This is a genomic window from Shimia isoporae, from assembly GCF_004346865.1.
GTDB lineage: Bacteria > Pseudomonadota > Alphaproteobacteria > Rhodobacterales > Rhodobacteraceae > Shimia > Shimia isoporae.
Genome location: NZ_SMGR01000002.1, coordinates 541,662 through 560,493 on the forward strand (window position 1 = coordinate 541,662; position 18,832 = coordinate 560,493).

18 protein-coding genes are annotated in these 18,832 nt (G+C 59.2%); 10 read left to right on the top strand and 8 right to left on the bottom strand.

From position 1 onward, the window contains the following. Positions 1-35 precede the first annotated feature (35 nt). The 3 genes from thiB to thiQ are packed head-to-tail and all read left to right on the top strand — an operon-like array spanning position 36 to position 3,254. Complete coding sequence (thiB, locus tag BXY66_RS14100; RefSeq protein ID WP_132860969.1) at positions 36-1,034, top strand: thiamine ABC transporter substrate binding subunit; 999 nt, start codon at positions 36-38, stop codon at positions 1,032-1,034. Continuing rightward, complete coding sequence (locus BXY66_RS14105; protein WP_132860970.1) at positions 1,010-2,566, top strand: thiamine/thiamine pyrophosphate ABC transporter permease ThiP; 1,557 nt, start codon at positions 1,010-1,012, stop codon at positions 2,564-2,566. Before thiB ends, BXY66_RS14105 begins: the two co-directional genes overlap by 25 nt. Further along, positions 2,553-3,254, top strand: coding sequence for a thiamine ABC transporter ATP-binding protein (gene thiQ / locus BXY66_RS14110; RefSeq protein ID WP_132860972.1), 702 nt, complete (start codon positions 2,553-2,555; stop codon positions 3,252-3,254). Before BXY66_RS14105 ends, thiQ begins: the two co-directional genes overlap by 14 nt. A gap of 87 nt (positions 3,255-3,341) precedes the next feature. On the opposite strand, the gene BXY66_RS14115 is transcribed toward thiQ, so the two are convergent. Further along, positions 3,342-4,211 carry a branched-chain amino acid aminotransferase gene (locus tag BXY66_RS14115; RefSeq protein ID WP_132860973.1) on the bottom strand — a complete coding sequence of 290 codons (870 nt, stop codon included), beginning with the start codon at positions 4,209-4,211 and terminating at the stop codon, positions 3,342-3,344. A gap of 168 nt (positions 4,212-4,379) precedes the next feature. Here BXY66_RS14115 and BXY66_RS14120 point away from each other — a divergent pair, with 168 nt between their 5' ends. After that, positions 4,380-4,877 carry a MarR family winged helix-turn-helix transcriptional regulator gene (locus BXY66_RS14120; RefSeq protein WP_132860975.1) on the top strand — a complete coding sequence of 166 codons (498 nt, stop codon included), beginning with the start codon at positions 4,380-4,382 and terminating at the stop codon, positions 4,875-4,877. A gap of 9 nt (positions 4,878-4,886) precedes the next feature. Next, positions 4,887-5,588 carry a response regulator gene (locus tag BXY66_RS14125; protein WP_132860976.1) on the top strand — a complete coding sequence of 234 codons (702 nt, stop codon included), beginning with the start codon at positions 4,887-4,889 and terminating at the stop codon, positions 5,586-5,588. Positions 5,589-5,593: 5 nt separating this feature from the next. On the opposite strand, the gene BXY66_RS14130 is transcribed toward BXY66_RS14125, so the two are convergent. Further along, positions 5,594-7,876 (bottom strand): Hint domain-containing protein, encoded by a 2,283-nt coding sequence (locus BXY66_RS14130; protein WP_132860978.1) that lies wholly within the window; start codon positions 7,874-7,876, stop codon positions 5,594-5,596. Between the two features lie 206 nt (positions 7,877-8,082). On the opposite strand from BXY66_RS14130, the gene BXY66_RS14135 reads away from it, so the two are divergent. The 4 genes from BXY66_RS14135 to dxs are packed head-to-tail and all read left to right on the top strand — an operon-like array spanning position 8,083 to position 12,107. Beyond that, positions 8,083-9,018, top strand: coding sequence for a histone deacetylase family protein (locus tag BXY66_RS14135; RefSeq protein ID WP_132860980.1), 936 nt, complete (start codon positions 8,083-8,085; stop codon positions 9,016-9,018). Next, positions 9,015-9,257: an exodeoxyribonuclease VII small subunit gene (locus BXY66_RS14140; RefSeq protein ID WP_132860982.1), complete on the top strand. Its 243-nt coding sequence runs from the start codon at positions 9,015-9,017 to the stop codon at positions 9,255-9,257. The genes BXY66_RS14135 and BXY66_RS14140 overlap by 4 nt, the downstream gene beginning before the upstream one ends. Before the next feature lie 36 nt (positions 9,258-9,293). After that, on the top strand, positions 9,294-10,163 hold the full coding sequence (locus BXY66_RS14145; protein ID WP_341785809.1) for a polyprenyl synthetase family protein: 870 nt from the start codon (positions 9,294-9,296) through the stop codon (positions 10,161-10,163). A 15-nt stretch (positions 10,164-10,178) separates the two neighbouring features. Further along, positions 10,179-12,107, top strand: a complete 1,929-nt coding sequence (gene dxs, locus BXY66_RS14150) for a 1-deoxy-D-xylulose-5-phosphate synthase (RefSeq protein ID WP_132860984.1) — start codon at positions 10,179-10,181, stop codon at positions 12,105-12,107. Between the two features lie 83 nt (positions 12,108-12,190). Here dxs and BXY66_RS14155 read toward each other — a convergent pair whose 3' ends face one another. Then, a complete protein-coding gene (locus tag BXY66_RS14155; RefSeq protein ID WP_132860985.1) occupies positions 12,191-13,042 on the bottom strand; it encodes an SDR family oxidoreductase in 852 nt (283 codons plus the stop codon). Between the two features lie 80 nt (positions 13,043-13,122). Here BXY66_RS14155 and BXY66_RS14160 point away from each other — a divergent pair, with 80 nt between their 5' ends. After that, positions 13,123-13,755, top strand: a complete 633-nt coding sequence (locus BXY66_RS14160; protein WP_132860987.1) for a class I SAM-dependent DNA methyltransferase — start codon at positions 13,123-13,125, stop codon at positions 13,753-13,755. Here the strand turns inward: BXY66_RS14160 and BXY66_RS14165 are convergent, their stop codons facing one another. From BXY66_RS14165 to BXY66_RS14185, 5 genes are all read right to left on the bottom strand, one after another. Next, on the bottom strand, positions 13,756-14,541 hold the full coding sequence (locus BXY66_RS14165) for a carnitinyl-CoA dehydratase (protein ID WP_132860989.1): 786 nt from the start codon (positions 14,539-14,541) through the stop codon (positions 13,756-13,758). It lies immediately after the preceding gene. Between the two features lies 1 nt (position 14,542). Then, a complete protein-coding gene (locus tag BXY66_RS14170) occupies positions 14,543-15,151 on the bottom strand; it encodes a DJ-1/PfpI family protein (RefSeq protein ID WP_132860991.1) in 609 nt (202 codons plus the stop codon). Continuing rightward, positions 15,151-17,169, bottom strand: a complete 2,019-nt coding sequence (locus BXY66_RS14175) for an acetate--CoA ligase family protein (protein ID WP_132860992.1) — start codon at positions 17,167-17,169, stop codon at positions 15,151-15,153. Before BXY66_RS14175 ends, BXY66_RS14170 begins: the two co-directional genes overlap by 1 nt. A 136-nt stretch (positions 17,170-17,305) precedes the next feature. Further along, positions 17,306-17,581, bottom strand: coding sequence for an Rdx family protein (locus BXY66_RS14180; RefSeq protein ID WP_132860994.1), 276 nt, complete (start codon positions 17,579-17,581; stop codon positions 17,306-17,308). A gap of 66 nt (positions 17,582-17,647) precedes the next feature. Next, on the bottom strand, positions 17,648-18,811 hold the full coding sequence (locus BXY66_RS14185) for an acyl-CoA dehydrogenase family protein (protein WP_132860996.1): 1,164 nt from the start codon (positions 18,809-18,811) through the stop codon (positions 17,648-17,650). Between the last annotated feature and the right edge of the window lie 21 nt (positions 18,812-18,832).

Genomic DNA, 18,832 nt, shown 5'->3' on the forward strand with positions numbered 1-18,832 from the left:
TCGCTCACTCCGCCCGTCGCAATTTGGAGGATGCCATGAAGTATCTGAGTTTTGCCGCGGGACTGTTTGCTGCCACTGCTGCTGTGGCCGAGACACCCGTTCTCACAGTCTACACCTATGACAGTTTTGTTTCTGACTGGGGCCCGGGCCCTGCTGTCAAAGCCGCTTTCGAAGAAACCTGCGGATGCGAGCTCAATCTCGTTGGCGCAGGCGACGGCGCCGCGCTCCTTGCCCGTGTCAAACTGGAAGGCGCACGTTCTGTTGCCGACGTTGTTCTCGGACTGGACACAAACTTAACGGCCGCCGCCGCCGAAAGCGGCCTGTTTGCCGAACACGGTCAAACAGTCACAGTCGACGTCCCCAATCCGTTTGGCGAGCCGGGCACATGGACCGATCCGAATTTCCTGCCGTTTGACTGGGGGTATTTCGCCTTTGTGTATGACAACACCAAACTCGACACCGCTCCTGCTTCTTTCGACGAACTGGCCGCATCCGATCTGAAAATCGTGATCCAAGATCCGCGCAGTTCGACGCCGGGGTTGGGTCTGCTTCTCTGGGTCAAGGAACAGTACGGTGCCGACGCCCCGAAAATGTGGGAAGCGCTTTCGGACAATATCCTGACCGTCACCAAAGGCTGGTCCGAGGCCTACGGTCTCTTCCTTGAAGGTGAGGCGGACATGGTGCTGTCCTACACCACCTCTCCTGCCTATCACATCGTGGCAGAGGAGGATCAAAGCAAATCCGCGGCGGCCTTTGACAGCCACTACATGCAGATCGAAGTCGCAGGAAAACTTGCCAACAGTGATCAGCCGGACCTGGCGGATCAATTCCTTGCCTTCATGGTCAGCGATGCCTTCCAGTCGATCATTCCAACCACCAACTGGATGTATCCGGCTGTGACCCCGGCGGCGGGAGTACCCGACGCCTTCGCAGCACCCATCGCACCGGAGCAAGCTCGACTGCTCGCACCGGCTGATGTGCCCGCAATCCGCGACGAAGCACTGGCCGAATGGCAAGCGGCCCTGTCGCAATAAAACGCGCCCTTCCGGGCTGGATCGCGGCGGCCTGCGTCGCCGCGATTGTGCTTGGCACCCTGCTTGCAGTCGCGCTTCGCGCCGAGTCGGGCCGCGGTCTCGGACCCGCTGAGTGGGCCGCAATTCGATTCACGGTTTTTCAGGCGATCTTGTCCGCCGTGTTCTCGGTGATGCTGGCCGTGCCTGTCGCCCGCGCCCTCGCAAGGCGGCGCTTCAAGGGGAGAGGCTTCCTGATCTCGCTGCTCGGCGCGCCCTTCATTTTGCCAGTCATTGTCGCGGTCATGGGCCTTCTCGCCGTTTTTGGCCGAAGCGGCCTGCTCAATGAAACCCTGAGGATGCTGGGCCTCACCGAAGTGTCCATCTACGGCTTGCACGGCGTCGTGCTGGCCCATGTGTTCTTCAACCTCCCTCTTGCCACCCGCCTCATTCTGCAGGGTTGGCAGGACATCCCCTCAGAACGCTTTCGACTGGCTGCGCAGCTCGGCTTCGCCAGCAGAGACGTCTTTCGGACACTCGAAGCCCCGATGCTTCTGCGCACCCTTCCGGGCGCAGCAGCCATCATCTTCGCCATTTGCCTCAGCAGTTTTGCTGTGGCGCTGACCTTGGGTGGCGGCCCCCGCGCGACCACCGTTGAACTCGCGATCTATCAGGCCTTCCGCTTCGATTTTGATCTTGGCCGAGCCGCTCTTCTGTCCTGCGTCCAGATTGCGCTTGTCGGCGCGGCTGCCCTTGCGGCCCTCAAGCTCTCCAGCCGCGATGGATTTGGTTCTGGGCTGGACCGTCCGGTGCAGCGCTGGGACGCGCAAGGCCCGTGGCCACGCGCCCTTGACGCTGCAATCATCTCATTGGCCGCACTCTTCCTCATTCTTCCAATCGCGCTCGTTATCTTGAAGGGCGCGCCGGCGCTTGCCGATTTGCCAACCTCCGTATGGACCGCGGCCTTGACTTCGGTTCTGATTGCGCTGTCCTCTACCGTGCTGATGCTTGCGCTTTCTCTGCCCGTCGCAATTGCCGCCGGCACCCAAAACGCCCGCCTCGAGGCTGTTGGTCTTTTGGGCATCGCCGCAAGCCCACTGGTCATCGGCACCGGCCTCTTTGTCATCATCAACCCGATTGCCGACCCCTTTGCCCTTGCCTTGCCGGTTACAGCGACCGTGAATGCCATCATGGCGATGCCTTTCACTCTGCGCATCATGGTGCCCACGGTGCGCGACACCCATGCCAGCTATCACCGCCTTTCAATGTCGCTAAACCTCTCCGGCCTATCTTGGCTGCGCCTCGTCCTGATCCCGCGCCTGCGCCCGAACCTCGGGTTTGCCTGCGGCCTCACTGCAGCAATGTCCATGGGAGACCTCGGCGTGATCGCGCTCTTCGCCGACCCGCAAACCGCAACATTGCCGCTTCAAATGTACCGCCTCATGGGAGCATATCGGATGGAACTTGCCTCAGGTGCCGCCGTGCTTTTACTAGCCATGTCTTTTGGCATCTTCTGGCTTTTTGACAAAGGAGGCCGCGCCCATGCTGACGCTTGACGCCCTCACGCTGACCCAAGACAGTTTTCACCTTACAGCCGATTTCACAATCAAATCCGGCACCCGCACAGCGGTCATCGGCCCGTCCGGCGCAGGCAAATCCACGCTGCTTGCAGCAATTTCCGGCTTTCTGAGCCCGACACGGGGATCCATCCGCTGGTACGACACAGACCTGACCCGAACAGCGCCGGGCGAGCGGCCAATCGCGATGCTCTTTCAGGACAACAACCTGTTTCCGCATCTGACGGTCGCACAGAACGTCGGTCTGGGTCTGCGTCCCAACCTGCGCCTGAATTCGGAGGAACAATCTACTGTCACCGCCGCCCTCGCCCGCGTCGGCCTCGACAGCATGCAGTCCCGGAAACCCGCGCAACTGTCCGGAGGACAACAAAGCCGCGTCGCCCTCGCCCGTGTGCTGGTGCAATCCCGTCCCCTGATACTGCTCGACGAGCCCTTCGCCGCCCTTGGTCCGGCCCTCAAGTCCGAAATGCTGGACCTGGTATCCGAACTGCAGACCGAAACCAGCGCCACGCTCCTGATGGTCAGCCACGATCCGTCCGATGCCCGCCGGATCGCCGGGCAAACCGTTCTCGTGGCGGATCGCGTTGCCCATGCCCCACAGGAAACGTCGGCCTTACTCGACGATCCCCCCGCAGCGCTGAAATCCTATTTGGGCGAAAGCTTCTGACTGGGTCCAAATACCCGAAACACGACGGGGCCCCGAAAGGCCCCGTCTCAAACTGCGCGCGTCCAAGACGCGCTCATTTTCAAAAAATCACTGTCGCACGAGATCTTCGTAAGCTTGCGAAATTTCGCGCGCGAGGTCACCAACCTCAAAGGTATAGTCACCGATCTGACCAACCGGGGTCACCTCTGCGGCGGTGCCGGTCAGCCAGCACTGTTCGAAATCCGCCAACTCTTCAGGCATGATGTGGCGCTCGATCACGTTGACACCGCGCTCCTTGAGCATCTCGATGACGGTTTGGCGGGTGATACCGTTCAAAAAGCAATCCGGCGTCGGCGTGTGCACCTCTCCGTCTTTCACGAAGAAGATGTTTGCTCCGGTCGCTTCCGCGACATAGCCCCGATAGTCCATGAAAAGGGCGTCCGAACAGCCCTTTGCCTCTGCCTTATGTTTGGAGATCGTGCAGATCATATACAGACCGGCCGCCTTGGCATGTACCGGGATGGTTTCCGGGCTCGGGCGTTTCCACTCGGCAATGTCCAGCTTTGCACCCTGCATTTTCGCGTCCCCGTAATAGGCGCCCCAAGGCCAGATCGCGATCGCGACCCTGACAGGGTTGGCAGCGGATGCGACACCCATATCTTCGCCGGACCCACGCCACACAACGACGCGCACATAGGCATCCTGCAAGCCGGATTTCTTCAACGTCTCCTGTTTGGCCGCTTCCAGTTCGTCCAGCGATATGGGCATCGGCATGTCAAGCGCCTCGGCGCTCTTGAACAGGCGTTCGTTGTGCTCGCGGCTTTTGAAAATCTTACCGTTGTAGGCGCGCTCGCCTTCAAAGACGGAGCTTGCGTAGTGCAGAGCATGAGAAAGCACATGCACCTTGGCCTCGCGCCAATCAACAAACTCGCCATCCATCCAGATGACACCGTCACGATCGTCATATGCACCAGCCATGGTCGCTCCTTTCGACGTCTAAAATTTTCATTTGTTGCGTCAATTACGTCCGGTTCGGACATAAAGTTGCGCAAAACCTGCGATTCGCTACCAGTTTGGCCTTGGAGTGTCAACAAAGCTGACGTATTGTGACGAACCAAGAGGCAATTTGTGAATTCCGGAGGCCATATGGGCGAAGGCATCAGGAGCGACAGCCTGCTCTATCTGACTGATGAGCAGCTTAGGCAGGGGATCGAGGCAATGTATTTTGCCTATAGGGGCTTCACTGCAGATCCGGACAGAATCCTTGAAAGCATGGCTTATGGCCGTGCACATCACCGCGCGATTCACTTCATCAACCGCGCGCCAGGCACCACTGTCACAAACCTGCTGGCCATTCTCGGAGTCACAAAGCAGTCGCTGAACCGTGTCCTGCGCACCCTGATCGAGGACGGTCTGGTCGAAAGCCGCGTTGGGACTTCCGACCGCCGCGAACGCAACCTTTATCTCACCGAAGAAGGAATCGCGCTGGAGCACCGGCTGTCCGACGCCCAGCGCGCCCGCATGCGCTCCGCCTTTCGAGACGCAGGCCCCGAAGCCGTCTCAGGTTTTCGTCAGGTGTTGGAGTCGATGATGGACGGCGAGCTGCGCCGGCAGTACAAAACATTACGCGAAAACGGCCAATAAGAACGACGCATGAACGACGTAGACCCACATCTCCTGATCGTTGACGACGACGAGCGTATCCGCAGCCTGCTGCGCAAGTTCCTCATGCGCAACGGCTTCCTTGTGACTGCCGCTCGCGATGCAGCCCATGCCCGACGCATCCTTTCCGGACTGGATTTTGACCTCATAGTTCTGGACGTGATGATGCCGGGAGAGGATGGCACATCCCTGACCCGCCACATTCGGGAAACCTCCGACACGCCGGTTATGCTCCTCACAGCCAAAGGTGAAACCGAAGACCGCATCCGCGGGCTTGAGGCCGGCGCCGACGACTACCTCGCCAAGCCGTTTGAGCCCAAAGAACTGCTTCTGCGCATCAACGCCATTTTGCGTCGCATGCCGGAACCCGAAGGCGATCAGGCCGTCCCGAAAGTTCTGCACCTTGGCTCTATCCGCTATGATATCGACCGTGGTGAGATGTGGCAGGGCGAAGAACCCCTGCGCCTGACAGCCACCGAAAGCCAACTGATGCGCATCTTCTCGAAAACACCCGGCGAACCGGTGACCCGTACGAAACTGGTCGAGGAACTGGGCCGCGACAAAGGTCAGGCACAGGAACGCGCCGTCGACGTGCAAATCACGCGTCTGCGCCGCAAAATCGAAGAAGATCCGAAACAGCCACGGTATCTGCAAACCGTGCGTGGCGCCGGCTACATGCTGGCACCTGACTGACGGTCTCAGGCCACGCGGAACCTCCGCGCGGTTTCGCCGTAGAATGCCATCGTCTCGTCCCTGTCGGCACACCCCAACACACCTGGAAACAGCGTATCGATTTCTTCGCGGGTTTCAGGCGCCATTGCCTTCATGGCCATAGGGCCGGGATACAGGCTTTCTGTGGGATAGCCGTTGGAAAACACGATCTGATGGCTTTCGAACATCATGTGGTAGTAGGTAACGCCCCGCTTGCCGCGCGCCACACGCGACCCCGCCATGAACCGTTCCAGGTGTTTCGCGCGCACCAGCACGTCATCTGTGCCGGGCAGGATAATTCCGTGTTGCGGTGACACCAGCAGTGAGCGCTCCGTCCCCAAGGCCGCTGCGCTGACCAGTACCGGCAACAACTTGGGCTGCGCCAACAACTCGGCATGGCTCAGAGTTGTCGAGCCGATCCACACGATCTTTTGCGGTCCGTTATCAAGAGTGGACACAAGATCGCCCGCCTGCAGGTCTTCGACCGCGCGCTCACCGAATGGCGTCAGAATACCGGTTCCGGTGGTAAAACAAACAACGCCGGTGTTGTCTGCCGTCAACTGTGCATTGCCCGAGAACGTCAGGCTACCATCGCCGAACTGAACGTTGTCGGAATAGTCCACGGCATTACCGCGGATATCAAAAGCGTTCGACTGGTTCAGAACCCCGTCATCCGCAAGGTCCGCCTTCATCTCACGGAGATTGTCGTAGTGGCCGGAGAGATCAACAAAGTCGTTGTTGGTTGGATCGCCATCGCCGATGGCGCCCGAGTTTCCGGTATTGAAGTCCGCAATCGTGTCGTTGCCGCCGGACACAACAAAAATGTCGTCTCCGCGCCCGCCAAAAAGGATATCGTCGCCGTCTCCGCCGAACAGGCTGTCGTTGCCTGCATCACCCTTGATGGTGTCGTCGCCAGCACCGCCGATAACCGTATCGTTGCCTTCGCCGGCAGCAATGTGGTCGTTACCGGCCTCGGCACCGTCCTGAAACGTGAGGTCCATCCGGTCAGCCGCCAGGTTGGTGCTGTCTTTTGCCACGGATACAAGCTCGATCGACTGAATCGGCTTGCTTTCCATGATCGCCGCGTCGTCGTTGAAGCTCATCTCGGGAGCGAGGAACAGGTCGCCGTCTTCCGTCTGGAAAACCACAGCCGTGATCATCTCGGTGGTGCCATCCTCAAAGGTCACCTGTGCGTTGAACACAGCCACAGCATCCAAAGCGGTGGGCGTTCCGTCGATATCAACGGTTTCGGGATCACCACGGTTGTTGCTGTCCGCAATACCGTCGCCATCGGCGTCATCCACCTGCACGCGCACCTGATTTGAACCCAACGGATCCATGTCGCTGCCGTAAGATCCCAGAACCACCTCGGCGCCGTCCGCAAGCGAATCCATGTCGAGCGCCTTGCCCATGTGCAGGGCGGTCCACTCTGACTGGATCGTGCCCGTGCCGACGGTTGTAGAGGCGCTATCGCCATAGATCAGGTCGTCGCCTTCACCCGCATCAATTCGATCGTGACCTGCACCACCGTCAATCGTGTCGTTGCCGCTGCCGCCCGAGATCACGTCGTCGCCGCGCCCTCCAAGCAGACTGTCCGCGCCATCGTTTCCGGAGATCACATCGTTGCCAGTGCCACCTTCGATGGTGTCGTTGCCACCAGCACCTTCGATCGTGTCGTCACCCAACCCCGCAACAACCGAGTCGTTTCCACCAGTGATCTGGTCCCCGTCCCGATCCGTGCTTCCAAGCTTGATGACATCATCACCGGCAGTGCCGTCAAACTCGCCATCGGGTTGCATGAAATCAACGTCCATGCGATCCGCTGCAAGATCGCTTGTGGCTGTGGCGACGCTGTTGAGCGTGATCGATTCGATCGCGCCTGATTCCATCGCGGCATGGTCCGCGTTGGCGGACATCTCAGGAACCAGATAGGTCTCGCCGGTCGTCGACTGAACAATCACGGCCGTGATGTCAGCCGTCGTGCCATCCGCGAAGGTCAACGTCGCGTTATACTCCACCAGCGCGTCGTAAGTTTGTGGCGCTCCGCCATCGATCGTGAACTTGTCGTTGGCCTGTGTGTTGTCCGTCAAGTAGTTGGAATAATTAGAATTATACTGCGAGAAGCTCTGCACCTGCTGATGGAGCGGGCTAGTGCTTTCACCGAAAGTGGATCCGACAAGTATAGAGGCATTCTCCGCTGTGGAGTTGCCTTCGTTGGGATCAAGCGTGGGAAGCACGCCAAGCGAAATGACGTCAAAAGTTCTGGCCATAATTTCGGTACTCGTTCAGGTCATCGCACCGCTATCCGACCAAGGTAAATTCGCCCCTAAATTATTGGTTCAAATACATTTCAAGCTCTAGCAAACCCGACCTATGCAAAGACCACGTCGTCGCGCCTTGCCCCGCGATTTCTCTCGCAAATTCCCCTTTGCGCATGTCAAACTGACAGCAACCGATTTCAGCACACGGACCCCAGATGCCCACCGTACTTTTCACGCACCAGAGTTCCCTCAATCACCAAACGCCCGCGGGCCATCCGGAGCAAATCGCCCGCATCGAACATATCAATGCCGCGCTCAACGCTCCGCAATTTGCAGCGCTTGACCGGCGCGATGCTCCGAACTGCGACGACACCGATATTCTGCTGTGCCACCCACAGGCCCATCTGGATGCAATCACCAACGCAGAACCAGCGTCGGGCACCGTCGCGCTGGACGGAGACACCCATATGTCCCCGGGGTCGACCACGGCCGCCCGCCATGCCGTGGGTGGCTGTGTGGCCGCGGTCGATGCGGTTCTTTCCGGTGATGCAAACAACGCATTTGTCTCGTGCCGCCCACCGGGTCACCACGCGGAACAGACCACGCCAATGGGGTTTTGCCTCTTTGGAACCGCGGCCATCGCTGCCAAACACGCGCTTGAACGGCATGGCCTTTCGCGGGTTGCCGTGGTCGACTTCGACGTCCATCACGGCAATGGCACACAAGCCCTTTTGTGGGACGAGCCCCGCTCGTTGTTCATCACGTCTCACCAAAATCCGCTTTGGCCCGGAACCGGAATGCCGGGCGAGACAGGCGCCTCCAATAACGTGCAGAACTGGCCCCTCCCGCCGCACTCCGACGGCCGCTTGATGCGCGCCACGTACGAGGCCGAAATTTTTCCCGCATTGCGCCATTTCAAACCTGAGTTATTGATCATCTCTGCCGGTTTTGACGCCCACGCCGACGACCCGCTGGCGCAACTCAACTGGGCCACCGAAGATTTCGCATGGCTGACGCGCGAACTCTGCGGCATCGCTCGCGAATGTTGTGACGGCAAGGTGGTCTCGACTTTGGAAGGCGGATATGATCTGAACGCCTTGGCGGCTTCGGTCGCCGCACATGTCCAAGTTTTGATGGAGTCTGCCGCATGAGTGACACGCCAATCAGCGAAATGAGCTTCGAAGCCGCCATGCGCGAGCTTGAACAGGTTGTCGGTCAACTGGAACGCGGCGATGTGGAACTCGAAAAATCCATCGCGCTGTACGAACGCGGCGCCGAGCTGAAAAAGCGCTGTGAGGCAAAGCTCAAGGAAGCCGAGGAAAAAGTGGCCGCGATCACGCTGGACGGCGACGGTAACCCCAAAGGGCTGACCCCCGTCGAAGGCATGTAACGCACCCGTTCGCTGACTCGAATACAGGACCGTTCGGTGTTCCAGACCCGTCTCAAAGAAACTGCATCCCTGATTGAAGCCCACCTGCAAGCCGTGATGGCTCCGTTGGGCGATCTTCCAGTTGTCGAAGCCATGCGCTACGCAAGCGCCGGAGGCAAACGCCTGCGCGCGTTTTTGGTGCTGGAAAGCGCGCGTTTGCATGGAGTGGCACAGGCAAACGCCATTTGGCCGGCCGGCGCCATCGAAATGATCCACGCATATTCTCTAGTGCACGACGATCTTCCCTGTATGGATGACGACGAGTTGCGTCGCGGCCTGCCAACCGTGCACGTGAAATGGGATGAAACGACCGCCGTATTGGCGGGGGACGCGCTCCAAACTCTTGGCTTTGAAAGCGTGTCGCGATCAGAGTGTCATCCCGATCCGCTGGTTCGTGCTGACCTCACCGTGACACTCGCCCGCGCGGCAGGAGCCCAAGGGATGGTTCTGGGCCAAGCGCTCGACATTGCTGCTGAAACGGCCCCCACCCCGCTCACTCTGGACGAGATAACGCACCTTCAGGCGGGAAAGACCGGAGCATTGATCGCATGGTCTGCAACCGCTGGCGCCATGATGGCACGGGCAGACACCGCACCACTGATGCGTTACGCAACCGACCTCGGTCTCGCCTTCCAGATTGCAGATGACATTCTGGATATCGAAGGCGATGCGGACAAGGTCGGCAAGGCCGTCGGCAAGGACGTCGACGCGGGCAAAGCCACCTTTGTTTCCTTGCTCGGACTGGATGGCGCCAAGGCGCGAGCCCGCGACCTTGTGACGGATGCATGCGACGCGCTTTCGCCTTATGGTCAAGATGCTGATACCTTGCGGGAGGCCGCCCGTTTCGTTATCTCGCGGGACAGCTAGCAAAAGGCACGCGCGATGTCCGCCAGACCAGAGACCCCCCTGCTTGATCAGGTCACTTCTCCGGAAGACTTGAAACAGTTTTCAGACGCCCAGCTGACCCAGTTGGCGCACGAGCTGCGCTCCGAAACTATTTCTGCCGTGTCCGAAACAGGCGGCCACCTCGGCGCGGGTCTCGGCGTGGTGGAGCTGACGGTTGCTCTACACGCTATTTTTGATACGCCCCGCGACAAGATCGTCTGGGATGTGGGTCACCAATGCTATCCGCACAAAATCCTTACCGGCCGCCGCGATCGCATCCGGACCTTGCGTCAGGAGGGCGGCCTTTCCGGTTTCACCAAACGCTCCGAGTCGGTCTACGACCCCTTTGGCGCCGCCCACAGTTCCACCTCGATTTCCGCCGCGCTTGGTTTTGCCACCGCCCGTGACCTTGGCGGCCAATGCGACGGCGGGCTTGGTGATGCCATCGCCGTTATCGGCGACGGCTCGATCACCGCGGGCATGGCCTATGAGGCAATGAACAACGCGGGCCACCTGAAAAAACGCCTCTTTGTGGTTCTGAACGACAACGACATGTCCATCGCGCCGCCGGTTGGCGCAATGTCGGAGTATCTGAGCCGCCTTTATGCGGGCGAGCCGTTTCAGGAATTCAAAGCCGCGGCCAAAGGCGCAGTCTCGCTTTTGCCCGAACCCTTCCGCGAAGGTGCCAAACGCGCCAAGGAAATGATCAAGGGCATGGCCGTGGGTGGCACTCTTTTTGAAGAGCTCGGCTTTTCCTATGTCGGCCCGATTGACGGGCACGACATGGACCAGCTTCTGCCAATTCTGCGCACCTTGCGTCAGCGCGCAACCGGTCCGGTGATGCTGCATATCATCACCAAAAAGGGCAAAGGCTATGCTCCGGCCGAAGGCGCACCGGACAAGGGCCACGCCACCGCGAAATTTGATGTGGTGACCGGCAAACAGCAGAAAGCACCCTCAAACGCTCCGTCCTACACTTCTGTTTTTGGCAAAGCACTGACCGAGCTCGCAGCCGACGACCCGCGCATCTGCGCCGTGACCGCCGCCATGCCTGACGGTACAGGCCTGAACCTGTTTGCCGAACGTTACCCAAGCCGGTGTTTTGACGTCGCCATTGCCGAGCAACATGGCGTGACCTTCTCCGCTGCATTGGCTGCGGGCGGTATGAAACCTTTCTGCGCGATGTATTCGACGTTCCTGCAACGCGGATACGATCAGGTTGTCCACGATGTCGCCATTCAACGGCTGCCAGTACGCTTCGCCATCGATCGCGCTGGTTTGGTTGGCGCCGATGGAGCCACACACGCTGGCAGTTTCGACATCGCCTACATGGCCAATCTGCCGGGCATGGTGGTCATGGCTGCAGCCGATGAAGCCGAGTTGAAACACATGGTTGCCACAGCAGCCGCCTACGATGACGGCCCGATCGCGTTCCGCTATCCACGCGGCGAAGGCGTAGGGGTGGAACTGCCGGAAAAGGGCGATGTGCTGGAAATCGGCAAAGGCCGCATAGTGACCGACGGCAAGCGAGTCGCGCTTCTGTCTTTCGGTACCCGTCTTTCAGAAGTCCAGAAAGCCTGCGAAGCTCTGTCCTCCAAAGGCATCTCTCCCACAATCGCAGATGCCCGCTTTGCCAAACCCTTGGACGAGGCAATGATCCTCGATCTGGCCGCCAATCACGAAGCGCTGATCACCATCGAGGAAGGGGCGATCGGTGGCTTCGGCAGCCACGTGGCCCAGCTGCTTGCGGAAAACGGTGTGTTCGACCACGGCCTGAAATTCCGCTCGATGGTTCTGCCCGACATCTTTATTGATCAGGCCTCGCCCAAAGCGATGTACGATGTCGCTGCGATGAACGCCGAACAGATTGAATCCAAAGTACTCGACACATTGGGCATCGCCCAAATCGGCGAAAAATCCGCCTGACTTCCAAAGGTTGCGGGTTTATGCAGCTTCGCTGCACGGAACAGCCAAGCTGTTCCTATGGGTATTTGGGACCAGTAAGAAACTCAGTCGCGTTCTTCGTCCAACATCGCTTTGAGCGCGTCGCGATAGTTGGGATACTTCAGAACCACGCCCAGCTCCTCTTTGATGCGCGTATTCCTCACCCGCTTGCTGTCAGAATAGAAACTGCGCGCCATCGGGCTCATCTCGGCGTCTTCGAACGCCACTTCGGGTGGCGGCTCCATGCCTAACAGCTCGGCCGCGTAGGTCAGAATGTCCTGCGGTGGCGCGGGGCTGTCATCACACACGTTGTAAACCCGTCCCGGGTCGGGCCGATTCATCGAAGCTTCAAGAACCTGGGCGATATCGTCGACATGAGCACGCGAAAACACCTGGTTCTTCTTGATGATCCGCCGTGCCGTACCGCGTCTGAGCTTGGCAAAGGGCCCTCGTCCCGGTCCATAGATGCCCGCAAGCCTGAACACATGTAAGGGCAATCCTTCGACGGTCTGCCATTCAGCCTCGGCCTTTACCCGCATCTTGCCGCGCATCCCGCCCGGGTCCAGCGGCGTGTCCTCGTCGACCCAACCGCCGTCCATGTCGCCATAGACGCCCGTCGTGGACAAGTAACCGACCCATTCCAGACCACCTGCCTTTGCCAGAGCGTCTCGCCCAGCGCGCAACACAGGATCACCGTCTTCGTCCGGACGGATCGAACTCAGCACGTGTGTCACACCCTCAAGGGCCGCCTCAAAGTCAATCGGCCAGAGCATCGGCGTAACCCCTCCGGAGCGCAATTCATCCATTTGGGTCTCATCGCGAAGCGTCCCGACCACGGTCCACCCCTGCGGCACCAGACGACGCGCCAATGCACGTGCCGTGTAACCATGTCCTAACGAAAGCAGTGTCTTTGTCATGGCCGCACCCTGCAGCCGCAGGCCAGCGCCCGCAAGGCCGTTCGCTTGATTTTTCAGCAACGCTCCCTTTCAGTGAAGGCATGTGCCCAAAAAACGATCCCTCTCTAGAAGCAGCTTATGCGCTGAATACACCCGAAGACTCCAAACGCCTTTATGCGGAATGGGCAGAAACCTATGATCACGATTTTGCAGCGGCCTCTCACTACATTCTGCACCTGCAGGTCGCCCGCCACTTTGCCAAGTCGGGTGGCGCAGGACCCATTCTGGATGTGGGTGCCGGTACGGGACTTCTGGCCGAAGCACTGACCCCCTTGATAAAAGCGGAGATCGACGGAACCGATATATCGGCCGAGATGCTGAAAAGGGCCCGTGCAAAAGGCGTTTACAGGCACCTTTTTACCGGCGATCTGACCCGCGCGTTGCCCTTGGCAAACGGTACGTACCGCGGCGTGGTCAGTTCGGGAACCTTCACCAACGGGCACGTCGGACCGGAGGCATTCGACGAATTGTTGCGGGTCACTGATTCACGCGGGTTGATCGCCGTGTCGATCAACACAAAGCATTACGACAATGCGGGATTCGCCGAAAAACTAGACTCTATTCAGGCCCAAATCTACGATTTGACGCTGCAAGAGGTACGCATATATGACGACGGCGCAACCGGTGCGCACAAGGACGACACCGCCTTCGTCGCGCTCTTTCGCAAAGGGTGATTACTTGCCTTTCCACACCGGATCGCGCTTCTCAGCAAAGGCCTTGGCTCCCTCAAGCTGATCCTCGCTGTCATAGAGAACGTCGACTGTCCGCAGCTGCCGCTTTGTGATGCGGTTCATCGCATCCTGGAACTTCGCATCTTCCGCGTCGCGAACAATTTCCTTGATCGCCGCGTAGACCAGGGGCGGACCCGAAGCCAGCAAGGCGGCCAGATCCCAAGCCCGTTCCATCAACGAGTCGGCAGGAACGATCTCGTTCACCAATCCCCAGCGGTGCGCCTCTTCCGCGTCAAACCAACGTCCTGTCAGCAGTAACTCCATCGCGATATGATACGGAATGCGCTTGGGGAGTTTCACGCTTGCTGCATCTGCCACAGTACCGGACCGGATTTCCGGCAGGGCAAATGTCGCATGATCCGCTGCAATGATCATGTCCGCTGAGATGGCCAGTTCCAGCCCACCGCCGCAGGCTATGCCATTGACCGCCGCGATCACGGGTTTGTTCATATCGCGCATTTCCTGCAGCCCGCCAAAGCCGCCAACGCCATAATCGCCGTCGACTTCGTCGCCATCCGCTGCCGCTTTCAGATCCCAGCCGGGGCAAAAGAACTTCTCCCCTGCGCCGGTCAAAATCGCCACCCGCAGGTCTGGGTCATCGCGAAATTCCCGAAAAACGTCCCCCATGACGCGACTTGTCACCAAATCAATCGCATTGGCCTTGGGCCGGTCCAGCGTCACTTCCAGAATCGCACCGTCGCGCCGCGTTTTTACAGGGCTGTCACTCATATCATCCTTCCCCGACCGCGAACGGATCATTGTTCGCGTCTCTGTTTGCTTCGTATTCGGCCCAAACGGCCGCTTGCTTAGCTGCATCGTCGCCCAACAAGTCCGCAATCACCTGCAGGCTCATGTCAGTGCCCGCAGATACGCCCGAACTCGTGTAGAATTTTCCGTCCTTCACCCACCGTGCGCTCCGCCGCCAATCCACGGTCTCGGTTTTGCTGATCTCGCAGACCCAATCAAAAGCAAGTTTATTGGTGGTTGCCGCCCGCCCGTCCAAAAGACCAGCACGCGCCAATAGAGCGGATCCCGTGCACACACTCGTGACAACTTGCGCCTCTGCACTGGCCGCACGCAGCCAGTCCAGCATCGCGCCATTGTCCACCTCGACCCGCGTGCCCTTGCCACCCGGCACAAGCAAAATGTCGTAAGCCGTTCCATCTGCAAAAGTCGCATCCGGCACCACCGAAGGTCCGCCGGAGGATTTCGCAGACCTTCCGGTTTCGCCCACGGCTTTGACCTCGAACTGGTCCCGAAACATCGAGAACATCTCGAGAGGACCGAAATAGTCCAGCATTTCGAAACCGTCAAAAATAACCGCGCCAATCGTTCGCATCACAAGGCCCTTCTAATCAAAGCATCCGCCGCCACAGCACGCTCTGGCGTACAAATCAGGGGATTGATCTCAGCCTCTTCAATGCTGTCCAAATTGGCAAGCACATAGGCCTGGAGCGCCTCGATTGCGTCGAGAACAGCCTCCAAATCGGCTGCGCCGGCGCCACGATAGCCGGAAAGAATTTTGTGAGTTTTGAGCCTTGTTAGTGACTGTTTTACCTGATTTCTGGATACCGGAACCAGCAGGGAGACGCGATCTTCCAACAGTTCTGTCAATACGCCACCTGCGGCGATCGTAAGCACAAAGCCATGTGCAGGGTCGCGCGTTATTCCGACCAGTAGCTCGGCAACTCCGCGGTCTATCATTTCTTCTACAAGGAACGTTTCGGTCGGCATTGATGTGGCGGCGGCGTCCAGCACTTCATGCGAAAGATGGAGTTTGACAGCACCGGCTTCGGTTTTGTGGGCAATGCCACGCCCCTTGAGAACCAAGGGAGCCTGAAGGTCTCTGGCGGCTTCAGAAAGTCCGTTTTTGGCTTTAATAGAGACTGATTTTGGCACGTCCATCCCATGCTCGGCCAGAGCCGATTTGGCCTCTCCTTCGTCGAGGACCATCGTCTCTTGCGCAGGCGCGGGCAACGCCAGTGCCAGCGCATCTGGCGCGGTAATCCGCGCGGTTGCCGCCGCTGCCTCAACGGCCTCACGCAGCCCGTACATCGGCACGACTCCCCCGGCGACCAGTTCAATCGCGGTATCTGTGGGCATCAACTCCGGAAGGCTCGCAACCACGGCCATTGGCCTGCCTGTCGCGGCTCTGGCCATTATCGCGGCCCGCGTCGCGCAGTCCCAGTCCTCTCGGTTTTCAGGTGGGTAGTCCACTACGGAAAATGTCAGGCCGATGTGATCCGCCATCATAGCGCCCCAGGCCTGAGCCATCGCGTTCTCATCCCGCCAAATGTAGGTGTGATAGTCCAACGGATTGGCCAAAGCGACCATTGGCCCAAGAACGTTGCCAAGCGCGTCCTTTTGCGGTCCGGTCAACTTTGGAAACGTCAGCCCGGTGCCCAGCGCCGTATCGGCCATCAGACTTGCCTCGCCACCGGAACAACTGATCGAAGAAACCGTTGGCGCCTCGAGCGGCCCCACCATGTGCAACAGCTTCAAAGCTTCCAGAAAAACGGTCAAATCCCTGACCCGAGCGAAGCCCAGCCGCTCTATCAAGGCCTCGGCCCCTGCATCGCTCCCCGCGAGCGACGCAGTGTGGCTGACTGTCGCCGCCTGAGCCTCATCGCTCGCGCCTACCTTAAGGGCCACAACAGGAACCCCTTTCTCAAACGCTTTCGCCGCCAGGGTCTCCCACGCCCTAAGGTCTGTGAATCCTTCGATGTGCAATCCGATTGCCGTCACCCTCGGATCATCCAGGAACGCGCCCGCAATCTCTGCCTGACTCAGCTGCGCCATGTTTCCGCACGTCGCAACATATGCGATCGGCACACCGCGCTGCTGGTTGGTCAGGTTGATCGCGATATTTGAGCTTTGAGTCAGGATCGCTACCCCTCTGTCGACCGGCGCACATCCGTGCTGATCCGGCCACAAAACGGCGCCATCCAGCGCATTGATCACGCCATAACAATTAGGCCCAAGGATGGGCATGTCTCCCGCAGCCGCAACCAAATGCGCCTGCAAATCATCCCCCGAGGCATCTTCGGCAGCGGCTTCCGAAAAGCCCGAAGCAAAGCACACCGCGCCGCCTGCACCGACCTCGGACAATGCGGCCACGGCCTCTATTGTCGCATGCCGGTTGATACCCACGAAAGCGGCATCTGGCGCGGCGGGCAAATCCTCAATTGTTGAAAACGCTGGATGGCCGCCGACGTCTGACGCCTTGGGGTGCACTGGCCAGATCGCACCGGTGAAACCCATCTTTTCCATCTGACGAACAACTTCACCGCACCAGGCGCCGCCACCAATCACCGCAACCGATTTGGGCTGTATTAGTCTCGAAAGATCACGCGTCATATTCCGGATGTCTCCATGGATTCTGACCGTAGGTGCTGGGGGTTTTGGTCCATTAGGTTCGCATCGATACCGACAACCTCGACCCGCCACGCAGCGTCGGTTACCCAAGATTGACCGTTGCAAGAGCCGCGACGATTTACCGGTCGAGGTGTCCCAAATCCCGTTCCGGATCGATCACGTGGCGCAGTCGCTTCTTGATCTCTTTGGTCTCCGGAAAACCGCCGTCGCGTTTGCGATCCCAGATGGTCTTGCCATCTACTTCGATCCGATAGGTGCCTGGCACCTCCGCCGGCGCTATCGTCACGCCATGCAACGCGTCGCCGAAGGTTTGTAGCAATTCCTGCGCCATCCATCCGGCACGCAACAGCCAGTTGCACCCGACACAATAGCTGATCGTCACCGCCGGTTTCATTTCGCGCCTCCAATGGGGTTTCGCCCCACTTGTGCCGCGCGACGGTGCAGGACGCAACGCCCCTCATCAGGCGCCAAGCGGCCGCAGCATTTCGCGACTGATGATGTGACGCTGGATTTCGCTGGTGCCTTCCCAGATGCGCTCGACCCGCGCGTCCCGCCAGATTCGCTCCAGAGGCAATTCATTCATCAGACCCATCCCGCCATGGATCTGGATCGCTTCGTCGGCGACGAAAGCAAGCATTTCGGTCGCCTTCAGTTTCGCCATCGCCATATCCGCTTCGGTCACAGTGCCCTGATCAAATTTCCAACCCGCTTCCCATGTCAGCAGGTTTGCCGCTTTCAGCTCGAGCGCCATGTCCGCAAGTTTGAAGCTGACACCCTGAAACTTGCCAATCTGCTGCCCGAACTGCTTGCGTTCCGCCGCATAAGACAGCGCGTGATCCATCGCTCGTTCCGCGCGCCCCAAACACGTCGCCGCCACCTGAAGCCGTGTGGCACCCAGCCACTCGTTGGCAACCTGAAAGCCTTTGTCGACCTCGCCAAGAACCGCGGAGTCAGGCAGGCGACAGTCGTCAAACTCCAGTACGGCGTTGGTGTAGCCACGGTGACTTACGTTCTCGTATCCGTCCCGCACCTCGAAACCGGGCGTACCTTTGTCCACAAAAAACGCCGTGATCTTCTTCTTGGGGCCCCGTGGCGTGTCTTCCACGCCCGTTGCCATGAAACAGATTGCAAAGTCCGCAATATCCGCATGGCTGATGAAGTGCTTGGTGCCGTTCAGTACCCAATCACCCCCATCTCTGCGGGCGGTCGCTTTCATGCCGCGCAAATCGGACCCCGCGTCCGGCTCGGTCATCGCCAGGCAATCCCACTTCTCACCCTTCATACAGGGCACAAGGTATTTCTCACGCTGCTCTGGAGTGCCTGCCATCAGTATGTTGGACGGTCGCGCAACACCCGTCCAATGCAGTGCGTAGTTGGCGCGCCCCAGTTCTTTCTCGTACATCAGCCATGTCAAAGTATCGAGACCGGCCCCGCCGACCTCTTCGGGCATGTTGGCAGCATAGAGCCCGGCGTCCATCGCCTTTTTTTGCACCTCGCGGATCACATCCATATCAAGGCGGCCGGTGCGCTCGATTTCCGCCTCATGCGGATAGAGTTCGTTTTCGACAAAGGCCCGTGTGGTTTCCACGATCATGGCCTGCTCTTCGGTCAGGGCAAACTGCATAGCGCGCTCCAAGTTTCAGCT